The organism is Bradyrhizobium sp. STM 3562 (assembly GCF_045571435.1).
Taxonomy (GTDB): Bacteria; Pseudomonadota; Alphaproteobacteria; order Rhizobiales; family Xanthobacteraceae; genus Bradyrhizobium.
Genome location: NZ_CP120694.1, coordinates 4,711,071 through 4,736,762 on the forward strand (window position 1 = coordinate 4,711,071; position 25,692 = coordinate 4,736,762).

Sequence of the window (25,692 nt, forward strand, 5' to 3'; positions counted from 1 at the left end):
CGAGATGAGCGATGCTCAGGGTTTCCAGATCGAGGTGCCTCAGGAAATAGTCCAATACTGGGGCTGGTTCTTGGCTTTCGGCATCGGGCTCGTCGTGCTCGGCCTCGCCGCGATCGCCCGATCGTTCAGGGCGACGATCGTGACCATGCTGTTTTTTGGATGGCTGCTGATCATCGCCTCCGCACTGGAGATCGTGCAATCCTTCATGGTGGGGCACTGGGCCGGATTCTTCCATCACCTGTTCGCTGCCGTCCTGTTCGGCGTCGCAGGCCTCCTGCTGATCACCAAGCCTATCATGAGCGCCGAGACATTGACGCTGTTCATGGGCCTGTTCTTTCTGATCGGCGGCATCTTCCAATTCGTGACGGCGCTGGTGCTGGGGTCGGCCGGCTGGGAGTGGCAGGCCCTTGATGGAGGCATCACCTTCGTGCTCGGCATGCTCGTCGTGTCGCAGTGGCCGATCTCGGGTCTTTGGGCCATCGGCCTTTTCCTCGGCATCGATCTGATCTTCTACGGCGCCGCTTGGATCGCGGTCGCGTTGAGCCTGCGCACGGCTTGAGCGATCGATCTCAGTACGGCTTGGCCGGCCCTGCGAGACAGTCGCCGACGTCAACTCCCCAATCGCGCCAACGCCGCCTTAGCGGAATATCTTCGCTAAGGCGGCGTTGGCCTTGCACTGGGCACTGAAATTCCCAGCCGTCGGAAATACTGCACTACGACGCCGCACGCGTTCAATGTTCCATACCCCCACACCGGAATGATACGGAAAAGTCATACCGATCGCGTTCCCGCGGTTAATCGCAGGTATTAGTACCCGATCCCATGGGAATTGTTTGTCTCTGGTTTGGAACAGCCCGGTCGGTTTGCGCGTTTGAGGTGCGTGCCGTGCCAGCCCACGGCTCAAGCGTCCGGGAGGCCCTGACACCTGCAAGGCGTCGGGGCCTTTTCTTGCGCGCTCAGCTTATGCCTCTTCTTCGATCAGCTTACGCCCTGGGTGGACGCATCATAGATCCTGCACCGCTGCTGTTGTTTCGCCGGGCGCGGGCTCATGCACGAGGTGCAACCGCTCCAGCGAATTGCATGCGCAGGCCAAGCGAACGGGCGCCGCCTTTGCCTCGCCGCGCGCTCTCGGCTAGAAGCGACCCGCGATCCCAAATGCGATCGCAGAATCTGGAGTTTTGCCCGTGGCCCTGATGCCGGTTGCCGACGCACTCGCCGCGATCCTCGATGGCGCCAAGCCCTTGCCGGAGGAATCCGTCGCATTGGATCTCGCCTATCACCGCACGCTGGCGCGCGATGTCGTGGCGCTGCGTACGCAGCCGCCGCAAGCGATGTCGGCGATGGACGGCTATGCCGTGCGCGCGGCCGATGCCGCCGAGGTCAACGCAAAGCTCAAGGTGATCGGCGAGGTCGCCGCGGGCCGGCCGTTCGACCGCGCTCTCGGCAAAGGCGAAGCCGCGCGCATTTTCACCGGCGGCGTCATCCCCGAAGGCGCCGATGCCGTGGTGATCCAGGAAGACACGGTTGCCGACGGCGGCGCCATCACAATCAAGGAAGCCGCGATCCTCGGCCGGCATATCCGCCCCGCCGGCGTCGACTTTCGGCAAGGCGACGTCCTGCTCGAGGCGGGAAGCCGTCTGACCGACCGCGATCTCTCGCTCGCCGCCAGCATGAATTATCCGGAACTGCCGGTGCGCGGCCGCCCCAAGGTCGCCCTGCTCGCCACCGGCGACGAATTGGTGATGCCGGGCACCGAGCCGGGTCCGGGCCAGATCGTCTATTCCAATGGCTACGCCCTGCGCGCGCTGATGCGCAGCGAGGGCGCCGAGGTCGTCGATCTCGGCGTCGCCGCTGACACCATGGAGGCGACCGTCGCCGGTATCCGCCGCGCCCGCGATCTGGGCGCCGACATCCTGGTCACCACCGGCGGCGCGTCGGTCGGCGACCACGATCTCGTCAAGAAGGCGCTGGAAGCCGAGCGGGTCAGCATCGCGTTCTGGCAGATCGCCATGCGGCCCGGCAAACCGATGATGCACGGCCGGCTCGGTGCCATGCGCGTCGTCGGCGTCCCCGGCAATCCCGTCTCGTCTTATGTCTGCACCCTGCTGTTCGTGGTGCCGCTAATCCGCGCGCTTTCCGGCCGCAAGACCATCCATCACGCCCGCGAGGCCGCCCTGCTCGGCCGCGACATCGGGCCCAATGACGTGCGCGAGGATTACTTGCGCGCAACGCTCGATGACCGCGCCGAGGGCGCCCCGATCGCAACACCGGTCACCCGGCAGGACTCCTCGCTGCTCAACTATCTCTCGCGCGCCCGGGTACTGGTGATCCGCCCGCCCTTTGCGCCGGCGGCGAAGGCCGGCTCGCCTTGCGAGATCCTGCGGCTGCCGGAATAGCTGCGCTCGATGACTTGCACCATCGTTCCGGGACGATGCGAAGTGTCGAAATCCGCAAATGACGGCGCATGTGGCCGGCATGATTCGGGCGAGATCGGCGGCATCCGCTCGCGCATCGTGCCGTTCGCGCATCTTGCGAGCACGCACGCGAGCGGACTAAGGTTCCGCGCGCGCTTTTCACGCAAACTAATCGCGTTCACCGGAAATTAAGTGGTTGCGGAACACTTATCGAACATATAGTGTCCGTTCATGATTTGTTTCGACGATCTAGGGGGAGCCGACGGCTCCGACATCCCGGAATCGAACGACATCAACCTGGGGATTGGTCGCGATGCTTACGCGCAAACAGTATGAACTTCTGCGTTTCATCAACGAGCGGCTGAAAGAGGCTGGCGTTCCGCCCTCCTTCGACGAGATGAAGGATGCGCTCGATTTGCGCTCGAAGTCGGGAATCCATCGCCTCATCACCGCACTTGAGGAGCGCGGCTTCATTCGTCGCCTGCCGAACCGCGCCCGCGCCATCGAGGTGATCAAGCTGCCCGAACTGTCGCCGGCGACCTCCGGCCGCCGCGGCTTCACGCCCAGCGTCATCGAAGGCAATCTCGGCAAGGGACGCGGCGCGGCCGCCGATGATGGCGAGCGTCCGGTGGCCGTTCCGGTGATGGGCCGCATCGCGGCCGGCACGCCGATCGAGGCGCTGCAGACCCGCAGCCATACGATCAGCGTGCCGCCGGATATGCTCGGCTCCGGCGAGCATTATGCGCTGGAGGTGCGCGGCGACTCCATGGTGGATGCCGGCATTCTCGACGGCGACATGGCGCTGATCCAGCGAAATGAGACCGCCGATACTGGCGACATCGTGGTCGCGCTGATCGACGACGAGGAAGCGACGCTGAAGCGTTTCCGCCGTCGCGGCGCCTCGATCGCGCTGGAACCCGCGAACACCGCCTACGAGGTGCGCATCCTGCCGCCGAACCGCGTCAAGATTCAGGGCAAGCTGGTCGGGCTCTACCGAAAGTACTAAACTGTCTGCGCGCGCCTGACGCACGTGAGGCGCGCGACTGCGATTGCGTTGGCACTGCCGGATGCCGATTCCGGCAGAGTTGGAGTTTGTGCCCCGCCAGCAATGGATGCGATGCACACGTCGAGCGCTGACGCTCAAAGGAAATGCACACAGTCAAACGGATGTGATCGCACTTCGCCATTGCGGGCCGCATAATCGCCCACAAGCCCTCTGAGACTGGAGGGCTCGTCCACTCTGATAGAGGCCTGCGCCTCGAAAGAGCGCGGGTTGACTATCTCAAGCGAGGAGCAATCCGATGTGTGACTATAGCCTGCATGCCGTGGCGTCACGTCCCGCTCAGGTTGGCGAAACGCTGATCACCACGACATTCCGCGGCACCTCGACCCGCGGTTTTGCATCAGAGAGCGATCCGACGGTCGCGGTCTGCATGCTGCCGGGCACCGAGCTCGCCTTCGCCGACAACGTTCGCTATGACAATCGATGGATCTGGACGCGGACCGTCAACTTCCGTGTCGGAAAATTCAACACCATCGATACGCACATTCCCGATCGTCATCATGATGCGATCGAATTTCCGGATGGCAGCCACGTGCTGGTGACCCTGCTCTGCGAGGGCCAGCGGGTAACAGTGCTGCAGTTGCCGGTGACGCACCCTGTCGGCACGCCCGCGCACACCGCGGAGACGACGCCCGCGACGCGGCGGTTGCCGGTCGACTGAGACAGTTAGCGCAATCGATGGTTCCGCCGGTTTTTGCCGGCGGTGCCGCGCGCGTATCGAACGTGATTTTTGAGTGGTTTGTAAACGCGTCCTTGGAGCTGACCTGTGGTCAACAAGATCACGTGGCAGAAGGCCGGGCGGGTGGCGCAGCCTGGCCGCTATATGTTTACGTTTGGCTGGCTCACGGTGACGGCCGAAGATATCGGCATCTGGCAGCAATTTCCCAACGCGGCGTTTACGCTGGTCAGGCTGCCGGGCAGCGGCGACGGCATCGCCGAAGAATTTCACCTGGGCGCCTTCGATATCGCTCAAGATGATATGCGCCGAGAGCCGGCTGCGGCCGGCTCTCAGAGCGGAGAGATCGCTTAGCTACTTCCGCAATGCACTGGCGACGGGACCAACGAGCTGTTGCGCGAGCATGTGGTAGCCCTCCGGAGTCAGATGCATGCCATCAGGCTGGTGCGGTTTGCCCCGGAACATTCCGTTTGGCAGCATGACAACCCTGACCCCCATCGCCGTGAGCCGACGTTGCAACTCAATGGTGTAGTTGGGCGCTCCCTTTCTCAGATCATTTCCGCCGGGCTGAAGAATCACGACCTTGGTCCCTTTCGGAACTGCGCTTTCCAGCCGAGCCATCATGCCGCCCGTGGTGTCACCGCTGATGCCCGCATTGATCACGTTGACGTCCAAGCCTCGCGCACGAAGCATCGCCTCAAGCTGTGCCGGGTACGCCTGGTCAGGCGAGACGCCCTTGCCGGCGGTGTTGCTCGCACCGAGGGCGACGACAGTCGCGGCATGTGCTCCGCCAAGCTGAAAGAAAACCGCCAACGCGACAAGTGGAAGAAGCAGTCTGGATATGACGCTCATCTTCAGATCCTGAATTTGATTCTACAGCAATAGCTCGGTGCATCAGCATCCCAGATGTCGAGCGTCAAGCACACACGGCCCTGAAACCGCCGCGGGGCCTCCAGATCCGCCAAGGTGAGGATGACGGCGGAGCAAGACCCGATTGTTCACTGCTGGCGAATAGTCCTTTCCGGTTTTCCCGGGTTCCCGGACTCATGCTCCCGCACTACGTGACCTGCCGACGCAACAACACCCGAAGCGCTCCCGCTTCACTAAGCGTCAGCAATGAGGAGATACCCCATGCGCAAGGCCGTTCTCACTACCCTCGGCGCCCTGCTGATTGCCGCAACGACCGTTCAGGCCGCTTCCGCCGCTGAGCACGATCGCACCCGCAAGGCCCCGCCGGCTGCGACGACCAGCCAGCAATTCCGCAATTCCAACAACGCCGCCGCATCGTCGAGCGGGCTCGGGGTGTACTCGGGCGGCTGGTCGGCTCCCGCCGGTCACTGACGGCCCCGCGAACGAGAAAAACTCCGGCCCAGCGCCGGAGTTCTTTGCAAATTTTGTCAGTCGTCCGGCTGCAGATCGGATTCGGAGGGCGTGGCGTCCTTGCCGCGCTGCGCAGCCGGGCGCGACAGATTGGCCGTATCGGTCTCGGCATAGGCTGCTGCCGGAGACCACGGCCGGTCAAAGCCGCGCGGCCTCACCGCCTCGACGTCAAAGCCGCTCCCGTCGCGCCGCAATGCCAGCGCCCCTTGTCGCCGCAGCCGATCGCGGTCGATCACGGCGGCCGCACAATCCTTCGACGCCTGATGGATCGTCACAACAAGCGCGGCGCGATCGCAATCATCAAGCAAGGCGTCCGCGCGCAGCGCCTGCGCGACAAAGGCGCCGTCGGCCATCGCCACCACGCAGCCGGCCTCATCGCATGAGACTCCTTGCGCGAGCGAAGCTTCGCCGCCCGCTCTGGGATCGGCATCGGCGGCAAGCCATTCTTTCACGAGGAATGCGTCCTTGCCGGTCTGCATCAGATGCAGGTGTCCGTCGCGGCCGCGCACCGCAACGCTCCGCCCGTCGCCGGAAATCAGCACATCGGCCGGCGGCGCGGCGAGCGCCCAGACCACGGCTAAGGCAAGCACAAGCGCGCCCGACCAGCGCAGCGGCGTGCGCAACAGTCCCATCACGATGATACCGATGGAAGCCAGGGCCAGCGGCGCTGCGCCGAACGCCGCCATGCGGCCGATCGCGCCGGGCAGATGCGCCACCCTTGCGTAACCACGATCATCCAGTCGATGCCAACGCCCATCAGCCACCAGAAAAAACCGTCGAGGCCGAATGGCATCGCGAGCAGCCCGAGCAGCCCGGCCGGCATCACGAGCGCCGAGACAACCGGCATCGCCGCGAGATTGGCGAGCACACCGAACGGCGTGACGCGATGGAAATGGAAGGCGGCGTAGGGCGTGGTGGCCAGTCCCGCCACCAGCGAAGCCAGCATCAGCATCATGAGCTCGCGGCCGCCCCACAGTGCCACGCGCGCAGCAGTCGAACTGTCGGGCGTGGCCAGCAGGCGGGGCATGCCAACCTGCACCAGTGCCACGAGTGCCAGCGTCGCGGCAAAGGACATTTGGAAGCTCGGATGCACCAGCGCCTCCGGCGCGATCGCCAGCACGATCATGGCGGCAACCGCGAGCGTGCGGAAGGTGATGGCGCGGCGGTCGACCATCACCGCGATCAGCACCACCGCGGTCATGAAGAACGATCTTTGCGTCGCCACCTCCGCGCCCGAGAGCAGCAGATAAAACGCCGCAGCGACGAGTGCGGCAGCCGCCGCCCACTTCTTGATCGGAAAGCCGACGGCAAGGCCGGGTATCAGCGCCAGCAATGCGCGCACGGCGAAGAACACCACGCCGGCGACGACCGCCATGTGATAGCCGGAGATCGACAGCACATGGCCGAGGCCGGAGATGAACATCGCATCGTTGACCGGCTCGGAGATCGCATCGCGCCGCCCGGTCAAAAGCGCGGTCGCTATCGAGCGCTCATCACCCTCAAGGCGCGTGCGGATGCGCGCATCGATGGCATCGCGCAGGCCCTGCATGAGTGCGGCGTAGCGCAAGGACAGCCCGCCACTCTCGGGCGGTTTGGTGATGGTGATGCCGCCCATCGCGAATCCCGACGCACCGATGCCCTGGAAAAACAGGTCGCGCGCGAAATCGTAGGACCCCGGCCTCAAGGGCGAGAGCGGCGGCATCAATCGCGCCTTCAACTCGACAAAGCTGCCGACATCGGGCGCGGTGCCTTTCTTCACCGACAGCCGAACGCGCTCGAGCTTCAGATCGCCGCGTTGGGCTTCCATGTGGACGACGCGCAGCACGAAGCGGTCCGTGCGCTCACGAATGTCGCGCGTCTCGACGAATCCGGACAGAGCGACCGAATAAAGCGGCCGGGACAGCACGATATGGGCGACATGCGCAGTTCTGAATGTCGCCGTGGCGAACCCCGCGGCTGCGGCGGCGGTCAGCACGAGAGCAGGAAAGAATTTCCAGCGCCGCAACAGGAACGCCGCGAGGCAAAGCACCAACGCGGTGAACGTGGCGACCACGAGCTGCGGCTCATGATCCGCGCTGAAGTAGACCGCGATCCCCGCGCCGAAGGCCACGGGCACCCAGGGCAACAGCCGCCCGGCGCCCGCCTCCGCGCGGACCCAGCTCCTGAACTTCGCAACGAACGATGTCCAGAGGTCAAGACCGGCCGGCGCGAAACCGCCGGCCTGCGCCGCTCCGCGCGGCGGCCAGGTCGTCGCGATCCCTCGCACTCTGCCGCCGCCCCGCTCCGCCATCCACTGCCCGCTGCACGCAATAACGCGGTCATGCTACCTGACGGTGCCGGTACCGAGATAGCGGAACAAAATGAGAAACCGGGAGCAGTTCTTGGCTTATGCCCAGGAGGAGCCGGGCAGCGGGATCGGTCATCAAAGGCTCGTTGCCAATCAGCCACGGCTACGACCGAAACAGTGCGTAGTAGATCACGTACAGCCAACCCAAGATGCCATGGATGATCGCCCAAAGTATCGAGTGGTTAGCGGTGTAGGATATCGCGATAGCAAGGGCGGAGCCAAAGCTCACGCCGTATTTTGCTCCCTCAACTTGAACCCCGTAGTACCGATTTCCGTTCATGCTCGCCCACCTCGGTTAAGCCGCCGCCCGATCTTCCTTGTCAGCGCCCCGCATCACGATCCTGAGCGCGTCATCCGGCAGCGGCCGTTGCAGCGCCTTCGCCTCATCCCACGGCGCCCGCATCCAGACATCGCGTTCTTCATCCGTCGTCAGGATTACCGGCATCGCTTTCGGATGGATCGGCTTCACCACGGGGTTCGCCTCGGTTGTGAGGAACCATAGACGCATTGCAGAATGTTAAGCGAAGGGCCGAGCAAGCTCCACAATCGGCCTTTGCAAAAAAGGAAGCCGCCGACGGAAGGCGGCTTCCTCTCCGTTTTTGGTTGCAAATGCTATGGCGCGTCCATTGCCTTAGTCTTTCGGCGGCGGTGCGTTCGGGATGGCCGACACCATCCGGATTTTCAACTTCCCGCCCTCGCGGAGGTATACTGCGGTCCAACGGCCCGCAAGCTCAACAGCCTGCCCACTCTGGTTCTTGCCGGTGATGCGGTACTCGCCCAACGCGAGGACCGTATCGCTTCCCAAGGGCCAAGCCTGATCCACTGCTATTTCCTCGTGATTAAACCCAGCCTTGAATAGGCCTTGGTAGAACTCCGCGATGTTCGTGTGCGGCCCTGCTGGGTTAACGAGAGCGCCACCGGCCGCGTACAGCGCGGCGATCCCTGCTCCATCCTGTTTGTTGAAGTTTTCCGCGACTGCAGAGCCGATTTTTTCCACCTCCTGCTTGAGATCGGTAGCCGCCGCTGGCGCTGCAAACGCTGCGAGCAAGAAGCACAAAACGTAGGACATTCGCATTGTGTGTCCTCCTCGAATAAATTTGCTGTTTTGAAAAGATGCTGGCCCCATCGCGGGAGCAGCGATGAACCATAGCACACAATCGTACATTGATTAGAAATGCCACCTAGGTACGCTGATGCCGCAGGCGCAAGAACTCCACTCGTTGAGCTCTTGCGTGGTCGCCTCCGCGATTGCTGGCGGCATCAACTGGAGCTGGAAACGCAGATGCGACCGCCCCCCCAGCCGCGGAAGAGGGCCCGAAGAAGCACCGCAATTGTCGGCCGAGAGGCAATTTTCTGTGCATGCCACATTGACTCAACCCCAGCGCGAGTAGTGAGATGAAGCGCCGTGGGCTTGGGGGCTCACCGAGGTTTTCGCGTGAGAATGGGGGCGGTCGGAAATGGCTTCGAGGATTGCGGCGCTCAGTGCGCTTGTCGGCGTCGTGGGACTCGGAGGCTGTGCTGGCACGCAACTTGCGCATAATACGCTGGACGTCGCATCGACCCTAACCGACATCGAAACCAGGCAGGTCTTAGCGAACCTCAGTCGAACCATCGACGAGCCGTACGCCATTCCCACTCAGGTCGACATTCAGACCGGCTCCATTCAAACGACCAACTCAATCACGCCGTCTATAAGCGCCCCTCTTTCCCGATCTGCGGTCCGCACTGCAGGCGGCGCGATTAGTAGCCTGACGACTGCAGGAACTGGGATTTCAGTGGGTGCAAGCGACGGATGGACTCAAACCTGGCAGGTCACGCCTGTCTCCGATCCAACAACGCTTACAAACATCAGAGCGCTCTACCACTATGTAATCTACGGTCTTGACGGACATGAAAATCTGCCACCGGCAGTTCTCAAATTGCCCCCAAGACATATCTTTTGGAGCGGCATTGCTGCCGACGGCTCCACAAATCCTCCTCCCCCAAGTTTAGCAGTGCGGGATCTTGGATTGTTTGGCAATCATGAGCTTTTCGTATCTGCGCAAGATTTCAATAACGGGTACCTCGCAGATTTGGTCCTCCTCGTTCTGCCGCCGGCAGCCCCGGCTGGACCCGCAGCCGCCGGCCAGAAGACGAAGAAAGGCGCCGCCGTCGAGCACGGGGGTAAGCGGGCTGGTACAGTTCGTCCGTTCGTGGAAAAGCCCGCAATTCTCGTTGTACCGCCTGTGACCCAATGAATTGATCACCGCGCATCTTGACGCCAGCGGCACCTGGACGGCGGAACAAAATGAGAATCCGGAAGTGCGCCTCCGCTTATGCCCTGAAAGTGTCGGGCGCGACCGGCAGGCGGGTGATCGGGTGCTCGACCGGCTGGGTCGTCGCGGGCTTGTGCCGCTTCGCCGCAGAAGCCTTGTGACGCTCCTTTGCGAGCGCGTCAGTCCCCGCATAGGCGGTTGCCAGCAAGGTCGCAATCACCAGAATGGTGAGCTTTCGCATGCGAGCCTCCACTTTTTGCTTTTAAATACAGGTCGAGAATGAACCCATTCGCCGCGGCTCGCTATGATCCGCGTCACGCAAAGCGGCGCAACAGAATACCGGGCTGATTGAGCCGAAAGTCTCATAATGCCGCGATCCGCAGTTAAGCTGCGCTACTTTCCGCGCTTCCGCTCCCACGCACAAGCCAGCACGATGGTTATCCAGACCTCTGCGCCGGCGAACCCAGGGGTGCTGAATACGAGCGAACAGCAACACACTCAGCCACACGCCCAAGAACAGACTGGCTGCCTCCTGCCAGTGTTGAATGCGCATGCGCTGCCCTCTGCCAAAATCTTGTAAGCCGAAATCTGCGCCACTCGTCGGGGGACGGTTGCCGCCGTTCGACACCTTTCAGCCCGAGCTGGAGCCTCTTGCAACTAACCCACGCGCGGATGCAAACTGTCCAGGCTTGATGGGCGTCAACGTCTGAGCTTTGCCCGGCCGAAGTGACCGGCCGCGCGGCTCGGAACAAGAGGAGGATGACGCCATGCGAGAAATCGAAATCCATTCCTATGCACGGCAATTGCTGGAAGCGCACGGCGCCAGGGCGATTGCGGAAGCCGCCCAGAATGCCATCGACCTCGAAGCAAAAGGCGATGTCGAACTGGCCAGAACCTGGCGGCATATCGAGGACGCCATGAAGCTCATGCGTGGGCCGCATCAAAGCTGAGGCAGCCGGCGCAAACGCCGCCACGCGGGACCGAGCCCGGTGCGGTAGCGGCGCAAAACATGGAGCGTGGACCCAATCCGTCCAAACCGCTTAGCCGCGGCTGATCGGTGAGACGAAGCCGCGGCTCGCCACCAGAGGAGTGAAGCCATGGTGCCGAATTGTGCGACAGCCGAAGATCTCATGAAGACGATCAAGGATGAAAAGGTCGAGATGATCGATCTGCGGTTCACCGACTTGCCGGGAGTCTGGCAACATTTCTCGGTCCCCCCGAGCGCCGTGAGTGCAGATGCGCTCGATGAAGGCATCGGCTTCGACGGCTCATCGATCCGCGGCTTCCAGGAGATCCAGGAGAGCGACATGTTGGTCGTTCCGGATCCCACGACCGCCTTCTTCGACCCCTTTAGCCCGACAAGGACGCTTGTGCTGATCTGCAACATTAGGGATCCCGTGACCGGCCAGTCCTACAGCCGTGATCCCCGTTACATCGCGCAAAAGGCCGAGATCCACCTGAGGGGCACCGGTCAGGCCGATACGAGCTACTTCGGCCCGGAGGCGGAGTTCTTCGTCTTCGACGACGTGCGCTACGGACAAGGCATCAATCACGCCTTCCACGAGATCGATTCCCGTGAAGGTAGCTGGAACACCGCTAAGGACGAAGGGCCGAATTTGGGCCACAAGCCGCGCCCGAAAGAGGGATACTTCCCCGTCCCTCCGACCGACAGCATGCAGGCACTGCGCACCGAAATGGTGCTGACGATGGAAGCACTTGGAATCAAGATCGAAGCTCATCACCACGAGGTGGCAACTGGCGGCCAGAACGAAATAGACATGCGCTTCACCACGCTGACCCGCATGGCGGACAATCTGATGATGTACAAATATGTGGTGAAGAACACGGCCCACCAGCACGGCATGACGGCGACGTTCATGCCGAAGCCGTTGTTCGAGGACAACGCTTCGGGCATGCACGTTCATCAAAGCTTATGGAAGAGCGAAACCAACCTGTTCTACGATAAGAGTGACTACGCGGAGCTGAGCAAGCTCGGCCGCCACTACATCGGCGGGCTCTTGACCCACGCCTGGGCGCTGTGCGGGCTTTGCGCCCCGACCACGAACTCCTATCGGCGCCTGGTGCCGGGTTACGAAGCTCCGATCAATCTGGTCTATTCCCAGCGCAATCGCTCGGCCTGCTGCCGGATCCCAATGTATTCACCGAACCCGCGGGCAAAACGCGTCGAATTTCGCTCGCCAGACCCGTCCTGCAATCCCTATCTCGCTTTCTCGGCGATGCTGATGGCCGGCCTCGACGGCATTGAGAAGAGGATCGACCCCGGCAGCCCGATCGACAAAAACCTCTACGATCTGCCACCCGCCGAGGCGAAGGAGGTGAAGTCGACCCCGGGATCGCTGGACCAGGCGCTCGACGCCCTCGAACGCGATCATACATTCCTGCTACGCGGTGATGTGTTCACCGCCGACGTGATCGAGACCTGGCTCGCCTACAAGCGCGAGAAGGAGGTCGATGCTATCAGGCTGCGGCCCCATCCTTACGAGTTCCATCTCTACTACGACATTTAAGCCAGCACATCCGCCGGTTAAGTTGCAGTGCCAGGCTCGTCATTGCGAGGAGCGAAAGCGACGACGCAATCCAGATTGCATCCGTGGAGAAAGTCTGGATTGCTTCGCTTGCGCTCGCAATTGTGCATGTTCACTAATTCGCTGATCGAATCCCCCCTGCGGGCTGGATTCGATCAGCGAATTAGTGAACATGCACAGCAATGACGCCGCGTCGCTGATTTTTCACTCAGCTCGGCGGACACGTTAACAGAGCCGCGACGCGGTTATGCCGAGCACGGCTCACATTCCTAAAGCTGGCAAATGACCGAGGTCAGGTTGCTTCGCCGCGCGGGGAGAAGTGGCCAAGCAGATCCATCGGCAGCGGGAAGACCACCGTCGAGGACCGCTCGCCGGCGATGTCATGCAGCGCCGCGAAATAGCGCAACTGCATCGCCTGCGGCTCCTGCGCCAGGGCTCGGCCGGCCTCGACGAGCTTCTCGGCCGCCTGCTGCTCGCCCATCGCATTGATCACCTTGGCACGCCGCAATCGCTCCGCCTCGGCCTGCTTGGCGATGGCGCGCACCATGGTTTCATTGATATCGACATCCTTGATCTCGACACCGGTGACCTTGATGCCCCAGGCATCGGTTTGCTTGTCGAGGATCTCCTGGATGTCGGCGTTGAGCCTGTCCCGCTCTGCGAGCATCTCGTCCAGGTCATGCTTGCCCAGCACCGAGCGCAGCGTGGTCTGCGCGAGCTGGCTGGTCGCGGCCATGTAGTCGCCGACTTTGATGATGGCGCGCTCGGGATCAACAATGCGGAAGTAGAGAACGGCATTGACCTTGACCGAGACGTTGTCGCGAGAGATCACGTCCTGGGGCGGCACGACCTGCACCATGACCCTGAGATCGACCTTCACCATCTGTTGCGCGATCGGAATAAGGATGATGATGCCCGGTCCCTTCACACCCGTGAAGCGTCCGAGCGTAAAGACGACGCCGCGCTCGTATTCGCGCAGGATGCGAACGGCCGACAAAAGAAATATGATGATGACCACTGCGATGGCTGCATAGGTCAGGTAATCAAGCATCATGACGCACCTCCTTCGCCGGTCAGCGCAGGCCGGCGCCGTACCACCAGCGTCAAATCCACAATATTGGCCACCTCGACCACCTCTCCCGGCTTGAAGGTTTCAGCGCCGCGCGCTTGCCAGCGCTCACCCTGGGTGAAGACATGCCCTTCATTCCCGGACCAGTCGAGGACCTCGGCACGCAGGCCGCGCATCGCCTGCGCGCCGACCCGCGCCAAACCCTTGCGGGCGCGCAGGAGCGAGCCGAGGACGGCGAGGACGAGGCCGGCGAACATCGCCGCAGTGATCCCGATGACCCACCACGACAGTCGGTAGCCCGGCGCCTGGACGTTGAAGAGCATCACGGCCCCGAGCACGAAGGCGATGATCCCGCCGGTGCCCAGAACCACGGTCGGGTTGAAGGCTTCGACGGTCAGAAGTGCGATCCCGACCAGCATCAACGCAAGGCCGGCGTAGCTTATGGGCAGCATATTGAGAGCATAGAGACCCACGAGCAGGCAGATTGTCCCGACCACACCGGGCGCGACCACGCCCGGAGACAAGAATTCGAAAATCAGGCCGTAGATCCCGACCATCAGCAAAATGAAGGCGACGTTGGGATCGGTGATGACCGCGAGGAATCGCGAGATCCATCCGGGATCGATCGCCTCGATCACGGCATCCTTCGTCGCCAGGCGTCGCGTGCCGCCACCCGCAACCTCCACCGTGCGGCCATCGACCTGCTTGAGCAAATCGGCCTGATCGCGCGCGATGAGGTCGACGACGTTCGCCTGCAGCGCACCATTGGCAGAGAGGGTCGCGGCCTCGCGGACGGCCTTCTCGGCCCAATCCGCATTGCGGCCGCGCAGCTCGGCGAGGCTGCGGATGAAGGCGACGGCATCATTGGTCACCTTTTCGGTCATGGCGTCCTTCGGCTTGGCCTGATGGTCGCCATCTTTGTTGTCTTTGCCGTCCTTGTCGGGGGTGGCTTGCGGCAGACCCGGGATCGAACCGCCAATCTGTACCGGGGTCGCCGCACCGAGATTGGTGCCCGGTGCCATTGCCGCGATATGGGTTGCGTACAGAATGTAGGTCCCGGCGCTGGCTGCATGGGCGCCGGAGGGCGCGACGTAACCGACGACTGGGACCGGCGAGGCCAGCACGTCTGCGATGATCTCGCGCATGCTGGTGGCGAGGCCACCTGGCGTATTCAGGCGCAGGACGACCACCTCGGCGTGCCTCTCGGCTGCCCTGGTCAAACCGTCCTTGACGTAACCGACTGTCGCCGGTCCGATCGCGCCGTCGATGGAAATGGTCAGTGCAAGACCGTCCCTCTCCCCCGCCAAGCTGGGAAGGGACGACTGAGCCAGAGCGACGCCCGCAATCGCCGCAACCAGGGCCGCCTGTACGGTCTGCACGGCAAGGACTCCCTTGCCCGGATATATGGCGGTACCGGCCTCGAACGACAATGAGCGCCGCGACCGGCCCTGCCAGGGATGCTTGCCGCGAAAGCGACCGGCTCAGCCCTTGCGGCCGACTTCCTTCGCAAAGGTGTCGCGCAGCCCGATGGTGCGGTTGAACACCAGCCGCTCCGGCGTGGAATCCTTGTCGCGCACGAAATAGCCCTGCCGTTCGAACTGCACGACCTCGTCCGAATTGGCTGTCGCGATCGCCGGCTCGATCCGCGCATCGCGCAGGATTTCCAGCGATTGCGGATTCAGGTCGGCGGCGAAATTGGCCGCATCCGGATTGGGTTTTGCAAAGAGCTGGTTGTAGATGCGGATCTCCGCCGGCAGCGACTGCGCGGCCGGCAGCCAGTGCAAGGTCGCCTTGACCTTGCGGCCATCGGGCGCGTTGCCGCCGCGGGTTTCCGGATCGTAGGTGCAGCGCAGCTCCACCACCTCACCGGATGCGTCCTTGATCGCCTCGCGGCATTTGATGAAATAGGCGTAGCGCAGCCGCACCTCGCTGCCGGGCGACAGGCGGAAAAACTTCTTGGGCGGGTTTTCCATGAAGTCGTCGCGCTCGATGTAGAGCTCGCGGCCGAAGGCGACGCGGCGCGTGCCTTTCGACGGATCGTCGGGATGATTGACCGCCTCGATCTCCTCGACCTGCCCTTCCGCATAGTTCTCTATGACGACCTTCAACGGCCGCAGCACCGCCATTCGCCGCAGCGCCGTGCGGTTGAGCTCCTCGCGGATGCAGAACTCCAGCATGCCGACGTCGACCACGCTGTTGGACTTGGCAACACCGATGCGCCTCACGAATTCGCGGACCGCCGCCGGCGGCACGCCGCGCCGCTTCAACCCCGCGATGGTGGGCATGCGCGGATCGTCCCAGCCCGAGACATGGCCCTCGCGCACGAGCTGGGTCAGCACGCGCTTGGAGAGCAGCGTGTAAGTCAGGTTGAGGCGCGCAAATTCATACTGGTGCGGCTGCGAGGGCACCGGCAGCTTCTCGATGAACCAGTCGTAGAGCGGCCGGTGATCCTCGAATTCCAGCGTGCAGATCGAATGGGTGATGCCCTCGACCGCGTCCGACTGGCCGTGCGCGTAGTCGTAGCTCGGATAGATCTTCCACGTATCGCCGGTCCGCGGATGGGTCGCATGCAGGATGCGGTACATCACTGGGTCGCGCAGGTTGATGTTCGGCGAGGCCATGTCGATCTTCGCACGCAGCACCCGCGCGCCGTTCGGAAACTCGCCGGCCTTCATGCGGCGGAACAGGTCAAGGTTTTCCTCGACCGAACGGTCGCGGAACGGGCTGTTCTTGCCGGGTTCGGTCAGGGTACCGCGATTGATGCGGATCTCCTCCTGAGACTGATCATCGACATAGGCAAGCCCGGCGCGGATCAGCCCCTCCGCCCATTCATAGAGCCGGTCGAAATAGTCGGAGGCGTAGAACAGGTTCTTGCCCCAATCGAAACCGAGCCAGCGCACGTCGGCCTGAATGGAGTCGATATATTCCTGCTCTTCCTTGATCGGATTGGTATCGTCGAAGCGCAGGTTGCAGCGCCCGGAAAACTCCTGCGCAATGCCGAAATTGAGCGCGATCGACTTGGCATGGCCGATATGCAGATAGCCGTTCGGCTCCGGAGGGAACCGGGTGACGATTTCCTGGTATTTCTTGGCAGCGAGATCGGCCTGGATGATGTCGCGGATGAAGTCGCGCCCTGCGTCTACCGTCTCTGCTACCGCCGGTTCTGAAACCATTCTGTCGTCCTGTATCGGGAGATGAGCGGACCTTCTGCCAAATTCGCCTAGGCGAGCCAAGAGGTCAGGCCCGGATCCGCTTGCTTTAACCAAGCCTTTAGTTATGCACGGTTCCTGCTATACACCACCGCCCATGATGCATACGACCCGCTTCCGTAATGGCTGATTCCGTCGTCACCCGCTTCGCCCCCTCGCCCACCGGTTTCCTCCATATCGGAGGGGCCCGCACCGCGCTGTTCAACTGGCTCTATGCGAAAAAGCATGGCGGCAAGATGCTGCTGCGGATCGAGGACACCGACCGGGAGCGTTCGACCAAGGCGGCGATCGACGCCATTCTGGACGGGCTGAGCTGGCTGGAGCTGAATTGGGACGGCGAGGTCATCTACCAGTTCAGCCGCGCCGCGCGCCATCGCGAGGTCGCCGAGCAATTGCTGGCGGCCGGCAAGGCATACCGCTGCTACGCTACGCCGGACGAGCTCGCCGCCATGCGCGAAAAGGCGCGCGCCGAAGGGCGCACCCGCCTTTATGACGGCATGTGGCGCGACCGTGATCCTTCCGAGGCGCCCGCCGGCATGAAGCCGACCATCCGCCTGCGCGCGCCGCTGACGGGCGAGACCGTGATCGAGGATCAGGTGCAGGGCCGCGTGGTCTGGCAGAACGAGAATCTGGACGACCTCGTGCTGCTGCGTGGCGACGGCACCCCGACCTACATGCTGGCCGTGGTGGTCGACGACCACGACATGGGCGTCACCCACATCATCCGCGGCGACGACCACCTGATCAACGCGGCGCGCCAAAAGCAGATCTATGACGCGCTGGAGTGGCCGATCCCCAGCATGTCGCATATCCCGCTGATCCATGGCCCGGATGGCTCGAAGCTTTCCAAGCGCCACGGGGCGCTCGGGGTCGATGCCTACCGCGCCATGGGATATCTGCCGGCAGCGCTGCGCAACTACCTGGTCCGGCTCGGCTGGAGCCATGGCGACCAGGAGATATTCTCGACCGAGGAGATGGTCGCGGCGTTCGACCTCTCGGCGATCGGACGCTCGGCCGCCCGCTTCGATTTCGCCAAACTGGAAAATCTCAACGGCTATTATATCCGCCACACCGACGATCAATCGCTGGTGCGGATGCTCGAGAGCGTGCTCGACTACGTCCCCAAAGGCGCGGAGCTCAAGCCCAAGCTCAACGAGGTCACCCGCGCGCAGCTCCTTGCGGCCATGCCGAGCCTGAAGGAGCGCGCCAAGACCCTGATCGAGCTGATCGAGGGCGCGTATTTCATCTTTGCCGACCGGCCGCTGCAGGTCGAGCCGAAAGCGCAGGCCCTGCTGACGCCCGAAAACCGTGCCCTGATCGGCCGGCTCCGCGCTGATCTCGAGACCGTCGACCCCTGGAGCGCGCAGACCACGGAAGCGGCGATGCGCGGCTTCGCCGAGGCCAACGGCCTCAAACTCGGCGCGGTGGCGCAACCGCTGCGCGTGGCGCTGACCGGAAAGACCACCTCGCCCGGCATTTTCGAGGTCCTTTCGGTGCTGGGACAGGCGGAATCCCTGGCGAGACTGGCGGATCAAGCCTCAACTTAAGTCGGTCTTTACCTCTTGAAGTGGCCATCTTGCAGCGCACATAGCAATAAGCTACGCATTTGCGAGGTGCTCTTGGAATAACCGGCTGCCGCCCCCGTTTTAGTCACCTTGGGCATGCTCAGCCGCCGGCTTTTCGCAACGATTTCATCGGGGACTTCACGATGGACGCAACATCAAACAATACAAAAAACGCAACGCTGACGGTCGGCAACAAGACCTACGATCTCCCGATCCACAGCGGCACTATCGGTCCCGATGTCGTCGACATCGGCAAGCTCTACGGCCAGTCCGGACTGTTTACATACGACCCGGGCTTCACCTCGACCGCGAGTTGCCAGTCCAAGATCACCTATATCGACGGCGACGCCGGCGTTCTGGAATACCGCGGCTATCCGATCGAACAGCTCGCCGAGCACGGCGACTTCCTGGAAACCTGCTATCTCCTGCTCTACGGAGAGCTGCCGACCGCCGCGCAAAAGAAGGACTTTGACTACCGCGTCACGCATCACACCATGGTGCACGAGCAGATGGCGCGCTTCTTCCAGGGCTTCCGCCGCGACGCTCATCCGATGGCGATCATGGTCGCATGCGTCGGCGCGCTCGCTGCCTTCTATCACGACTCTACCGACATCAACGATCCGCAGCAGCGCATGATCGCCTCGATGCGGATGATCGCGAAGATCCCGACGCTTGCGGCGATGGCCTACAAATACTCGATCGGCCAGCCCTTCATGTATCCGAAGAACTCGCTGAAATTCGCCGAGAACTTCCTGTACATGTGCTTCGGCGTGCCATGCGAGGAATACAAGGTCAGCCCGGTGCTGGCGGATGCGCTGGAAAAGATCTTCATCCTGCACGCCGATCATGAGCAGAACGCTTCGACCTCGACGGTTCGCATCGCCGGCTCCTCCGGCGCCAACCCGTTCGCCTGCATCGCCGCCGGCATCGCCTGCCTGTGGGGCCCGGCGCACGGCGGCGCCAATGAAGCTGCGCTGAATATGCTCTCCAGCATCGGCAAGGTCGAAAACATTCCGGACTTCATCGCAAAGGTGAAGGACAAGAACAGCGAAGTCCGCCTGATGGGCTTTGGCCACCGCGTCTACAAGAACTACGATCCGCGCGCCAAGATCATGCAGAAGATGTGTCACGCCGTGCTGAAGGAAACCGGCCACGGCGACGACCCGATGCTGAAGGTCGCGATGGAGCTGGAGAAGATCGCGCTCAACGATCAGTACTTCATCGACCGCAAGCTCTACCCGAATGTCGACTTCTATTCGGGCATCACGCTGAAGGCGATGGGCTTCCCGACCTCGATGTTCACCGTGCTGTTCGCGGTCGCCCGCACCGTCGGCTGGATCAGCCAGTGGAGCGAGATGATCGAGGACCCGCAGCAGAAGATCGGCCGGCCGCGCCAGCTCTATACCGGCGTCGCCCGCCGCGACTACGTTCCGATCGAGAAGCGCAAGTAAGACGCACCTCTCTCATCGAATAGAGAAGGCCGGGCGCGGAAGCGTCCGGCTTTTTTGCTCCTGCGCATCATGGTATCTCGCCAGCCCCACTCCCCGTCCCTGCCCGACCATGTTGACACGACGCCGCCTCACAAAGCTTGGCTTGGCCACTGCGGCCGGAATGCTCACCACGGATTGGCGCCGCTTCGGCATGGCCGCAGAGACCGGATTTGCCCGGCTGCCGGACGCGTTCGCGAAGGCAGAAGTGGACAGCGGCGGACGGCTGGGCGTGACGGTGCTCGATACTGGAGACGGTACGGCGATCGGCCACCACGAAAACGAGCGCTTCCCGATGTGCAGCACGTTCAAGGTGCTCGCAGCGGCTGCCGTTCTCTCCAGAATAGATGCGGGCGAGGAGCAGATCGCGCGACGCATTCGCGTTGCACCAGGCGATCTTCTGGCTTATGCGCCGGTCACCAAGCAACATGTCGGCGCGGACATGTCGGTCGCGGATCTGTGCGAAGCCGCGTTGACGCTGAGCGACAACACGGCCGCCAACCTGTTGCTCGCAAGTCTCGGCGGGCCTTCGGCGGTGACGCAATATGCGCGTGCTCTCGGCGACGACTTGACCCGCCTCGATCGGATCGAGCCCGACCTCAACACGGCTGATCCCGGAGATCTGCGCGACACCACCACGCCTCTGGCGATGGCGCGCGATCTGGCGGCGCTCGCGACCGGGACCGCGCTCTCGCCCGCCTCGCGCGAGCTGCTGATCAATTGGCTCGTCGGTTGCAAAACCGGCGATGCAAAGCTGCGCGCTGGTCTGCCAAAGACCTGGCGCGTGGGCGACAAGACCGGCTCGGGCGCTCACGGCACCAGCAACGACGTCGCAGTGATCTGGCCTCCCGGCCGCGCTCCGCTGATCATCGCCGTGTATCTGACGGAAACGGCGCTTCCTGACGACAAGCGCAACGCCAGCTTTGCGGCGATTGGCCGGGCTGTTGCAGCAGCTCTGCCCCGGCAATAGCGTCGAAGATTGGGCGCGCATCTTCTCGAGGCGCTCAAGGGCGACTGCTCTAATTCCCTCGCCTGCCCTGTCGCATCGTCGCCAGCACAATGTCGGCGGCGCGCACGCTCGGCGGCTGGTCACCGACGCCCATGATCCTGTCGATCGCTTTGAAAGCTTCGACTTGCCGCCGGCGTTGCGGGCTATCGACGAGCAGCTCGCGCAGACTGCCTGCCAGATTTTCCGGCGTGCAGTCGTTCTGGATGAATTCCGGCACGACATTCTCGCCGACCACGAGATTGGCGAGGATCACGGATGACACCTTGATCGCGCGCAGCACGATAAAGGCCTCGATGCTGCCGGCCCGGTAGCCCGCGACCATCGGCACGCCGGACAGCGCAAGCTCGAGGGTCACGGTGCCGGATTTGGCAAGCGCCGCGCGGGCGATCCTGAAGGCTGCGCGCTTCTCGGTCTCGCCCACCACGATTTTCGGCGCGACCTGCCAATCGGCGCTGGCTGCGCGGACGGCTTCCACAAGATGCGGCATGGTCGGCAAGATCAGCTCGAAAGCGGCGCCTTGCGCCTGTAGCAAGCTCAGCGCCTTGCCGAAAATCGCCATGTGATGCCTGATCTCGCTGCGGCGGCTGCCTGGCAGCACCAACAGCACCGGCGGCTCGCCGTCGCGGCGTTGCTGCTCGGCGGCGTTGGGCCGCAGCGTCGCGAGCTGGTCGGTCAGGGTATGGCCGACATAGCTGCAGGGCGGCCCCTGCAGCTTGCGATAGGCCTCCGGCTCGAACGGCAGCAGCGCCAGCACGTGATCGATATAGCTGCGCATGGTGCGCGCCCGCCCCGGCCGCCACGCCCATACCGTCGGCGAAACGTAGTCGACGATCGGGATCGCGCCATCGCGGGCACGCACGCGGCGCGCCACGCGATGGGTGAAGTCCGGGCTATCGATGATCACGAGCACATCGGGCGCCGCCTCGATCGCGGCCGCCGCGGTCAGCTTGATCAGCCGCAAGATCTTGGGGAGCTGCTTGACGATCGCGGCGAGACCAATGATCGAGAGCTCCTCGATCGGAAACAGCGATGTCAGGCCTTCCTGCGCCATCGCGCGGCCGCCGACGCCCTCGAAGCGAACGGCATCGCCGAGCCGCTGGCGCAGCACTTTCATCAGAGCGGCCCCGAGCCGGTCGCCGGATTCCTCCGTCGCGATCAGGAAGATCGTCCGCCCGACCCCGGGCGACTGGCGCGCCGGGCTCACGCGGGCACACCCGTGACGAACAGGCCATGGGCGTCGGCCTTCTCGACCATGACTTGCGGCTCGGCGACCAGCGTGTTGCCGGCAACGACGGCGATCCCTGCGAGTTTCGCCCTTGCCGCTCCCTCGACCGTGCCCGGGCCGACGGTCGGCAGGTCGAACCGCAGATCCTGGCCCCGCTTCGGCGCCTTCACCAGTACGCCGCGCTTCTCGGCCGCGCGGATACGGCCCTCTTCGCGCAAGGCGGCGATGCGCGCGAGCAGCCCGTCGGTGCCCTCGATGTCCTCCACGCCCACCACATGACGATCGATCACGATCACCGCCTGGCCGATATCGAATGGACTGAGCGCCGCCAGCACCTCGCGCGCCAAGGCGATGTCCGTGTTCGCGTCGGCCGTCGGCACAGCCCGGGTCAAGCAGCCCTCGGGCATCAAGATGTCGGGCGCGACGTCCTTGACCCCGAGCAGGCGGAAGCCGTCGCGCTCGAAAATGCGCCCCACCCCAGACAGCAGATGATCATCGCCGCCGCGGAAAGCCGCCCACACCTTTGGAAGCACGCGCAGCGTCGCCCAGTCCAGCCGGATTTCCGACAAGGCCGGCCGCGCCAGCGTGCCGATAAAGACGAGATCGCGGCAACCCTCGCTGCGAAATAGCTTTTTCGCACGTCCATACTGACCGATGGAGATCCAGTGATGGCGGAAACGATCGAGCTGCCTGCCATCGCAGGCGCCGCGCAGCGCAAACAGGACCGGTACGATGCCGCGCGCGAGGAGCGAATCCGCCACCGCAAACGGCATGGCGCCGCCGCCCGCGATCAGGCCGACGGGCGATGATATCTCTTGCGCTCCGTCTGTCATGGCGGGAGCCGGGGCCATCGTCAGTGTCGGCTGTTGTCGCCGGCCGGCAGGCAGAGCGGCCGGTGCTTGCCGCCTTCGATGAAGGCGAGGATCTCCGCGATGGCCGGGTCTTCGCTCGCCAGGCCCTGCACGGCGGCCAGCCTTTCGGCGAATACGCCGGGCCCATGAAACAGCTTTTGATAGAAGGCGCGCACGGTCGCGAGCCGCTCGCGGGTGAACTTCCGCCGCTTCATGCCGATGATGTTGAGGCCTTCGAGCACCGCATATTGTCCATTGGCGAGCCCGAACGGAATGATGTCGCCGCGCACGCCGCAGACGCCGCCGATCATCACCTGCGAGCCGACGCGCGTGAACTGGTGCACCGCCGACAAGCCGCCGATGTAGACGAAATCGCCGATCTCGCAGTGGCCGCCAAGCGTGGCCGAAGTGGCGAAGATCGCGTCGTTGCCGACCATGCAATCGTGGCCGACGTGGCTGTTGTTCATGAAGAAGCCGCGATCACCCACGCGCGTCAGCCCGCCGCCTTTGACGGTGCCGACATTCATCGTCACGCCCTCGCGGATGGTGCAGCCGGAGCCGATCTGAAGTCTGGTCGGCTCGCCGCGATAGCTGAGATCCTGCGGCGCGCCGCCCAAGGCCGCGAATGGCGAGATCACGCAATCATCGCCGATCGAGGTATGGCCCGTCACCGACACATGACTCGTCAGCCTGCAGTTCTTTCCGATCACGACATGCGGGCCGATGATGCAATAGGGCCCGATGCTCGTGCCCTCGCCAATCACCGCGCCGTCCTCAACGCGTGCGGTCGGATCGATCGTGCTCATGCGCCGCGTGGTCCCCAGCCTGCTCGAAATACTCGCGAATTTTGCGGTGGTTAGCGTGCAATGCAACACCTGTCCAGTGACAGATGGTTACGCGTTGTTGCGGCATCGCTCGGCTGCCAACGCGCACCCTGGCTAGCCCCGTCATCCTCCTCCAGCGACAAACGGCAAAGCCGTTTGCGCGGGGACGAGGGGGGAGTTCGCTCGCTCGACAGAGCGCGAGTGTCTGCTTCAATCCGTCAGCATGGCGCCGACATCGGCCTCGGCGACGACGGTGCCGTTGACCTTGGCCTCGCCGTGAAACCACCACATCGCCTTGCGGCGGTTGATCAGGCGCATGTGATACTCGATGGTGTCGCCGGGGATCACGGGTTTGCGGAATTTGCACTTGTCGATGGTGAGGAAATACACCGCGCGGGGCTTTTCGGTGCCCTCCACCGAGCGGATGCCGATCACGCCGGCGGTCTGCGCCATCGCCTCGATCATCATCACGCCGGGATAGACCGGGCGATCCGGAAAATGTCCGAGAAACGGCGGCTCGTTGAAGGTCACGTTCTTGATGCCGATGCCGCTGAAATCGGTGCGGATCTTGATCACCCGATCGATCAGCAGCATCGGATAGCGGTGCGGAAGGGTGTTGAGGATGTCGTTGATATCGACCGTCTCAAACTTGACCGGTGCCTCCTCCATCACTCCTGTCCTTCGCCCTTCACATCACTCTTGGCATCGACCTTTTCGCCGCGCGCCAGACGCTCCAGCGCAAGCACCTCTCGGAACCACTGCTTGGTCGGCCTGGCCAGATGACCGCCCCACCGCGCATTGGCCGGGATGTCGTCCTTCACCGCACTCATGGCCGCGATCTGCGCGCCGTCGCCAATCTTGATGTGGTTGTTGAGCCCGGCCTTCGCGCCAATCGCCACATTGTCGCCGATCGTCAGACTGCCCGCGAGCCCGATCTGGGCCGCCAGCAGGCACCGCCTGCCGATGCTGACATTGTGACCGATTTGGACCTGGTTGTCGATTTTGGTGCCCTCACCGATCACGGTATCGCGCAAACTGCCGCGGTCGATCGTGGTTCCCGCACCGATTTCGACGTCGTTCTGGATCAGCACCCGCCCGGTCTGCGGCACCTTCAGATGGCCCTCGGGGCCGAAGAAGACGAAGCCGTAGCCGTCCTGTCCGATATTGCAGCCGGGATGGATCAAGACGTTGTTGCCGATCATGGCGCATTGGATCGCGCAATGAGCGCCCACATTGCAGTCCCGGCCGATCTTCACATTGGCGGCGATCACCGCACCGGCGCCGATCACGGTTCCCGAGCCGATCTCGACATGCGGGCCGATCACCGCAAGCGGCTCGACGATGACCCCATCCTCCAGCCGCGCCGTCGGATCAATGATCGCGGAGGGCGCGATCCCCTCGCAGCCGAACCAGGACTGCGGCCGCAGCGTGTCGTGATGCAGCTCGCGCGCAATCTGCACGAAGGCGCGAAAAGGCTGCTTGGCGCGCAGCACCGCTACGTGCGGCGGCACGCTGGCCTCGAAGCGCGCGCTCACCAGACACGCGCCGGCCTTGGTCGCGGCAAGCTGGTCCGAATATTTGAGATTGTCGAAGAACGCCAAGTGCATGGGGCCGGCTTCATCGAGCGATGCCAGTCCTCTCACCTGTTGGCCGGCCCGGGAAGGATCGGCCAAATGCGCCCCGGTCAACGCGGCAAGTTCAGCCAGCGTCGATGACCGGGGTTGTTCGAAGAATGTTGGCTGCGCCATTCCCTCCGTCGCGGGTTAGGGCGG

General features: G+C 63.4%; 23 protein-coding genes and 2 pseudogenes. 12 read left to right on the forward strand and 13 right to left on the reverse strand.

The annotated features are described in order from the left end of the window. The first annotated feature begins 4 nt into the window (after nt 1-4). From P6U23_RS21890 to P6U23_RS21910, 5 genes are all read left to right on the forward strand, one after another. On the forward strand, nt 5-559 hold the full coding sequence (locus tag P6U23_RS21890) for an HdeD family acid-resistance protein (RefSeq protein ID WP_407174669.1): 555 nt from the start codon (nt 5-7) through the stop codon (nt 557-559). A 625-nt stretch (nt 560-1,184) separates the two neighbouring features. Then, nucleotides 1,185-2,396: a gephyrin-like molybdotransferase Glp gene (glp, locus tag P6U23_RS21895; RefSeq protein ID WP_407174670.1), complete on the forward strand. Its 1,212-nt coding sequence runs from the start codon at nt 1,185-1,187 to the stop codon at nt 2,394-2,396. Between the two features lie 331 nt (nt 2,397-2,727). Continuing rightward, the gene (gene lexA, locus P6U23_RS21900; protein WP_024506947.1) at nt 2,728-3,420 is read left to right on the forward strand and encodes a transcriptional repressor LexA; all 693 of its coding nucleotides are present in this window, start codon (nt 2,728-2,730) and stop codon (nt 3,418-3,420) included. A gap of 295 nt (nt 3,421-3,715) precedes the next feature. Continuing rightward, nucleotides 3,716-4,138 (forward strand): hypothetical protein, encoded by a 423-nt coding sequence (locus P6U23_RS21905; protein ID WP_407174671.1) that lies wholly within the window; start codon nt 3,716-3,718, stop codon nt 4,136-4,138. Nucleotides 4,139-4,300: 162 nt separating this feature from the next. Continuing rightward, nucleotides 4,301-4,507, forward strand: coding sequence for a hypothetical protein (locus P6U23_RS21910; protein WP_407181540.1), 207 nt, complete (start codon nt 4,301-4,303; stop codon nt 4,505-4,507). Here the strand turns inward: P6U23_RS21910 and P6U23_RS21915 are convergent, their stop codons facing one another. Then, nucleotides 4,508-5,005, reverse strand: a complete 498-nt coding sequence (locus P6U23_RS21915) for a GDSL-type esterase/lipase family protein (RefSeq protein WP_407174672.1) — start codon at nt 5,003-5,005, stop codon at nt 4,508-4,510. A gap of 279 nt (nt 5,006-5,284) precedes the next feature. Between P6U23_RS21915 and P6U23_RS21920 the strand changes: the two genes are divergently transcribed. Beyond that, on the forward strand, nt 5,285-5,494 hold the full coding sequence (locus tag P6U23_RS21920) for a hypothetical protein (protein WP_407174673.1): 210 nt from the start codon (nt 5,285-5,287) through the stop codon (nt 5,492-5,494). Between the two features lie 56 nt (nt 5,495-5,550). Here the strand turns inward: P6U23_RS21920 and P6U23_RS21925 are convergent. The 3 genes and pseudogenes from P6U23_RS21925 to P6U23_RS21935 all read right to left on the reverse strand — a co-directional run bounded on the left by P6U23_RS21925 (nt 5,551) and on the right by P6U23_RS21935 (nt 8,949). Further along, nucleotides 5,551-7,823: pseudogene (locus P6U23_RS21925) on the reverse strand (ComEC/Rec2 family competence protein). 352 nt (nt 7,824-8,175) lie between these two features. Then, nucleotides 8,176-8,376: pseudogene (locus P6U23_RS21930) on the reverse strand (SOS response-associated peptidase); the annotation flags it as partial. Nucleotides 8,377-8,511: 135 nt separating this feature from the next. After that, nucleotides 8,512-8,949, reverse strand: a complete 438-nt coding sequence (locus P6U23_RS21935; RefSeq protein ID WP_407174674.1) for a nuclear transport factor 2 family protein — start codon at nt 8,947-8,949, stop codon at nt 8,512-8,514. Nucleotides 8,950-9,337: 388 nt separating this feature from the next. Here P6U23_RS21935 and P6U23_RS21940 point away from each other — a divergent pair, with 388 nt between their 5' ends. Next, nucleotides 9,338-10,117, forward strand: a complete 780-nt coding sequence (locus tag P6U23_RS21940; protein WP_407174675.1) for a hypothetical protein — start codon at nt 9,338-9,340, stop codon at nt 10,115-10,117. A gap of 76 nt (nt 10,118-10,193) precedes the next feature. Here P6U23_RS21940 and P6U23_RS21945 read toward each other — a convergent pair whose 3' ends face one another. Further along, complete coding sequence (locus tag P6U23_RS21945; protein WP_407174676.1) at nt 10,194-10,376, reverse strand: hypothetical protein; 183 nt, start codon at nt 10,374-10,376, stop codon at nt 10,194-10,196. Nucleotides 10,377-10,902: 526 nt separating this feature from the next. On the opposite strand from P6U23_RS21945, the gene P6U23_RS21950 reads away from it, so the two are divergent. After that, nucleotides 10,903-11,085 (forward strand): hypothetical protein, encoded by a 183-nt coding sequence (locus tag P6U23_RS21950; protein ID WP_407174677.1) that lies wholly within the window; start codon nt 10,903-10,905, stop codon nt 11,083-11,085. A gap of 147 nt (nt 11,086-11,232) precedes the next feature. Beyond that, complete coding sequence (gene glnA / locus P6U23_RS21955; RefSeq protein WP_407174678.1) at nt 11,233-12,663, forward strand: type I glutamate--ammonia ligase; 1,431 nt, start codon at nt 11,233-11,235, stop codon at nt 12,661-12,663. A gap of 310 nt (nt 12,664-12,973) precedes the next feature. Here the strand turns inward: glnA and P6U23_RS21960 are convergent, their stop codons facing one another. The 3 genes from P6U23_RS21960 to P6U23_RS21970 form a co-directional block, all read right to left on the reverse strand. After that, nucleotides 12,974-13,735, reverse strand: a complete 762-nt coding sequence (locus P6U23_RS21960) for a slipin family protein (RefSeq protein ID WP_024506938.1) — start codon at nt 13,733-13,735, stop codon at nt 12,974-12,976. Further along, a complete protein-coding gene (locus tag P6U23_RS21965; protein WP_407174679.1) occupies nt 13,732-15,129 on the reverse strand; it encodes an NfeD family protein in 1,398 nt (465 codons plus the stop codon). Before P6U23_RS21965 ends, P6U23_RS21960 begins: the two co-directional genes overlap by 4 nt. A 102-nt stretch (nt 15,130-15,231) precedes the next feature. Continuing rightward, on the reverse strand, nt 15,232-16,923 hold the full coding sequence (locus P6U23_RS21970; protein WP_407174680.1) for a glutamine--tRNA ligase/YqeY domain fusion protein: 1,692 nt from the start codon (nt 16,921-16,923) through the stop codon (nt 15,232-15,234). A 158-nt stretch (nt 16,924-17,081) separates the two neighbouring features. On the opposite strand from P6U23_RS21970, the gene gltX reads away from it, so the two are divergent. From gltX to bla, 3 genes are all read left to right on the forward strand, one after another. Beyond that, nucleotides 17,082-18,506: a glutamate--tRNA ligase gene (gene gltX, locus P6U23_RS21975; protein ID WP_407174681.1), complete on the forward strand. Its 1,425-nt coding sequence runs from the start codon at nt 17,082-17,084 to the stop codon at nt 18,504-18,506. 161 nt (nt 18,507-18,667) lie between these two features. Then, nucleotides 18,668-19,975, forward strand: coding sequence for a citrate synthase (gene gltA, locus P6U23_RS21980; RefSeq protein WP_407174682.1), 1,308 nt, complete (start codon nt 18,668-18,670; stop codon nt 19,973-19,975). A 160-nt stretch (nt 19,976-20,135) separates the two neighbouring features. Further along, nucleotides 20,136-20,981, forward strand: coding sequence for a class A beta-lactamase (gene bla / locus P6U23_RS21985; RefSeq protein WP_407174683.1), 846 nt, complete (start codon nt 20,136-20,138; stop codon nt 20,979-20,981). Nucleotides 20,982-21,030: 49 nt separating this feature from the next. Here the strand turns inward: bla and lpxB are convergent, their stop codons facing one another. The 5 genes from lpxB to lpxD form a co-directional block, all read right to left on the reverse strand. Further along, on the reverse strand, nt 21,031-22,224 hold the full coding sequence (gene lpxB / locus P6U23_RS21990; protein WP_407174684.1) for a lipid-A-disaccharide synthase: 1,194 nt from the start codon (nt 22,222-22,224) through the stop codon (nt 21,031-21,033). Then, complete coding sequence (locus P6U23_RS21995) at nt 22,221-23,078, reverse strand: LpxI family protein (protein WP_407174685.1); 858 nt, start codon at nt 23,076-23,078, stop codon at nt 22,221-22,223. The genes lpxB and P6U23_RS21995 overlap by 4 nt, the downstream gene beginning before the upstream one ends. A gap of 20 nt (nt 23,079-23,098) precedes the next feature. Beyond that, complete coding sequence (lpxA, locus tag P6U23_RS22000; protein WP_407174686.1) at nt 23,099-23,902, reverse strand: acyl-ACP--UDP-N-acetylglucosamine O-acyltransferase; 804 nt, start codon at nt 23,900-23,902, stop codon at nt 23,099-23,101. Between the two features lie 228 nt (nt 23,903-24,130). Beyond that, nucleotides 24,131-24,589 carry a 3-hydroxyacyl-ACP dehydratase FabZ gene (gene fabZ / locus P6U23_RS22005; protein ID WP_407174687.1) on the reverse strand — a complete coding sequence of 153 codons (459 nt, stop codon included), beginning with the start codon at nt 24,587-24,589 and terminating at the stop codon, nt 24,131-24,133. Further along, nucleotides 24,589-25,668 carry a UDP-3-O-(3-hydroxymyristoyl)glucosamine N-acyltransferase gene (gene lpxD, locus P6U23_RS22010; protein WP_407174688.1) on the reverse strand — a complete coding sequence of 360 codons (1,080 nt, stop codon included), beginning with the start codon at nt 25,666-25,668 and terminating at the stop codon, nt 24,589-24,591. Before lpxD ends, fabZ begins: the two co-directional genes overlap by 1 nt. Nucleotides 25,669-25,692: the final 24 nt, after the last annotated feature.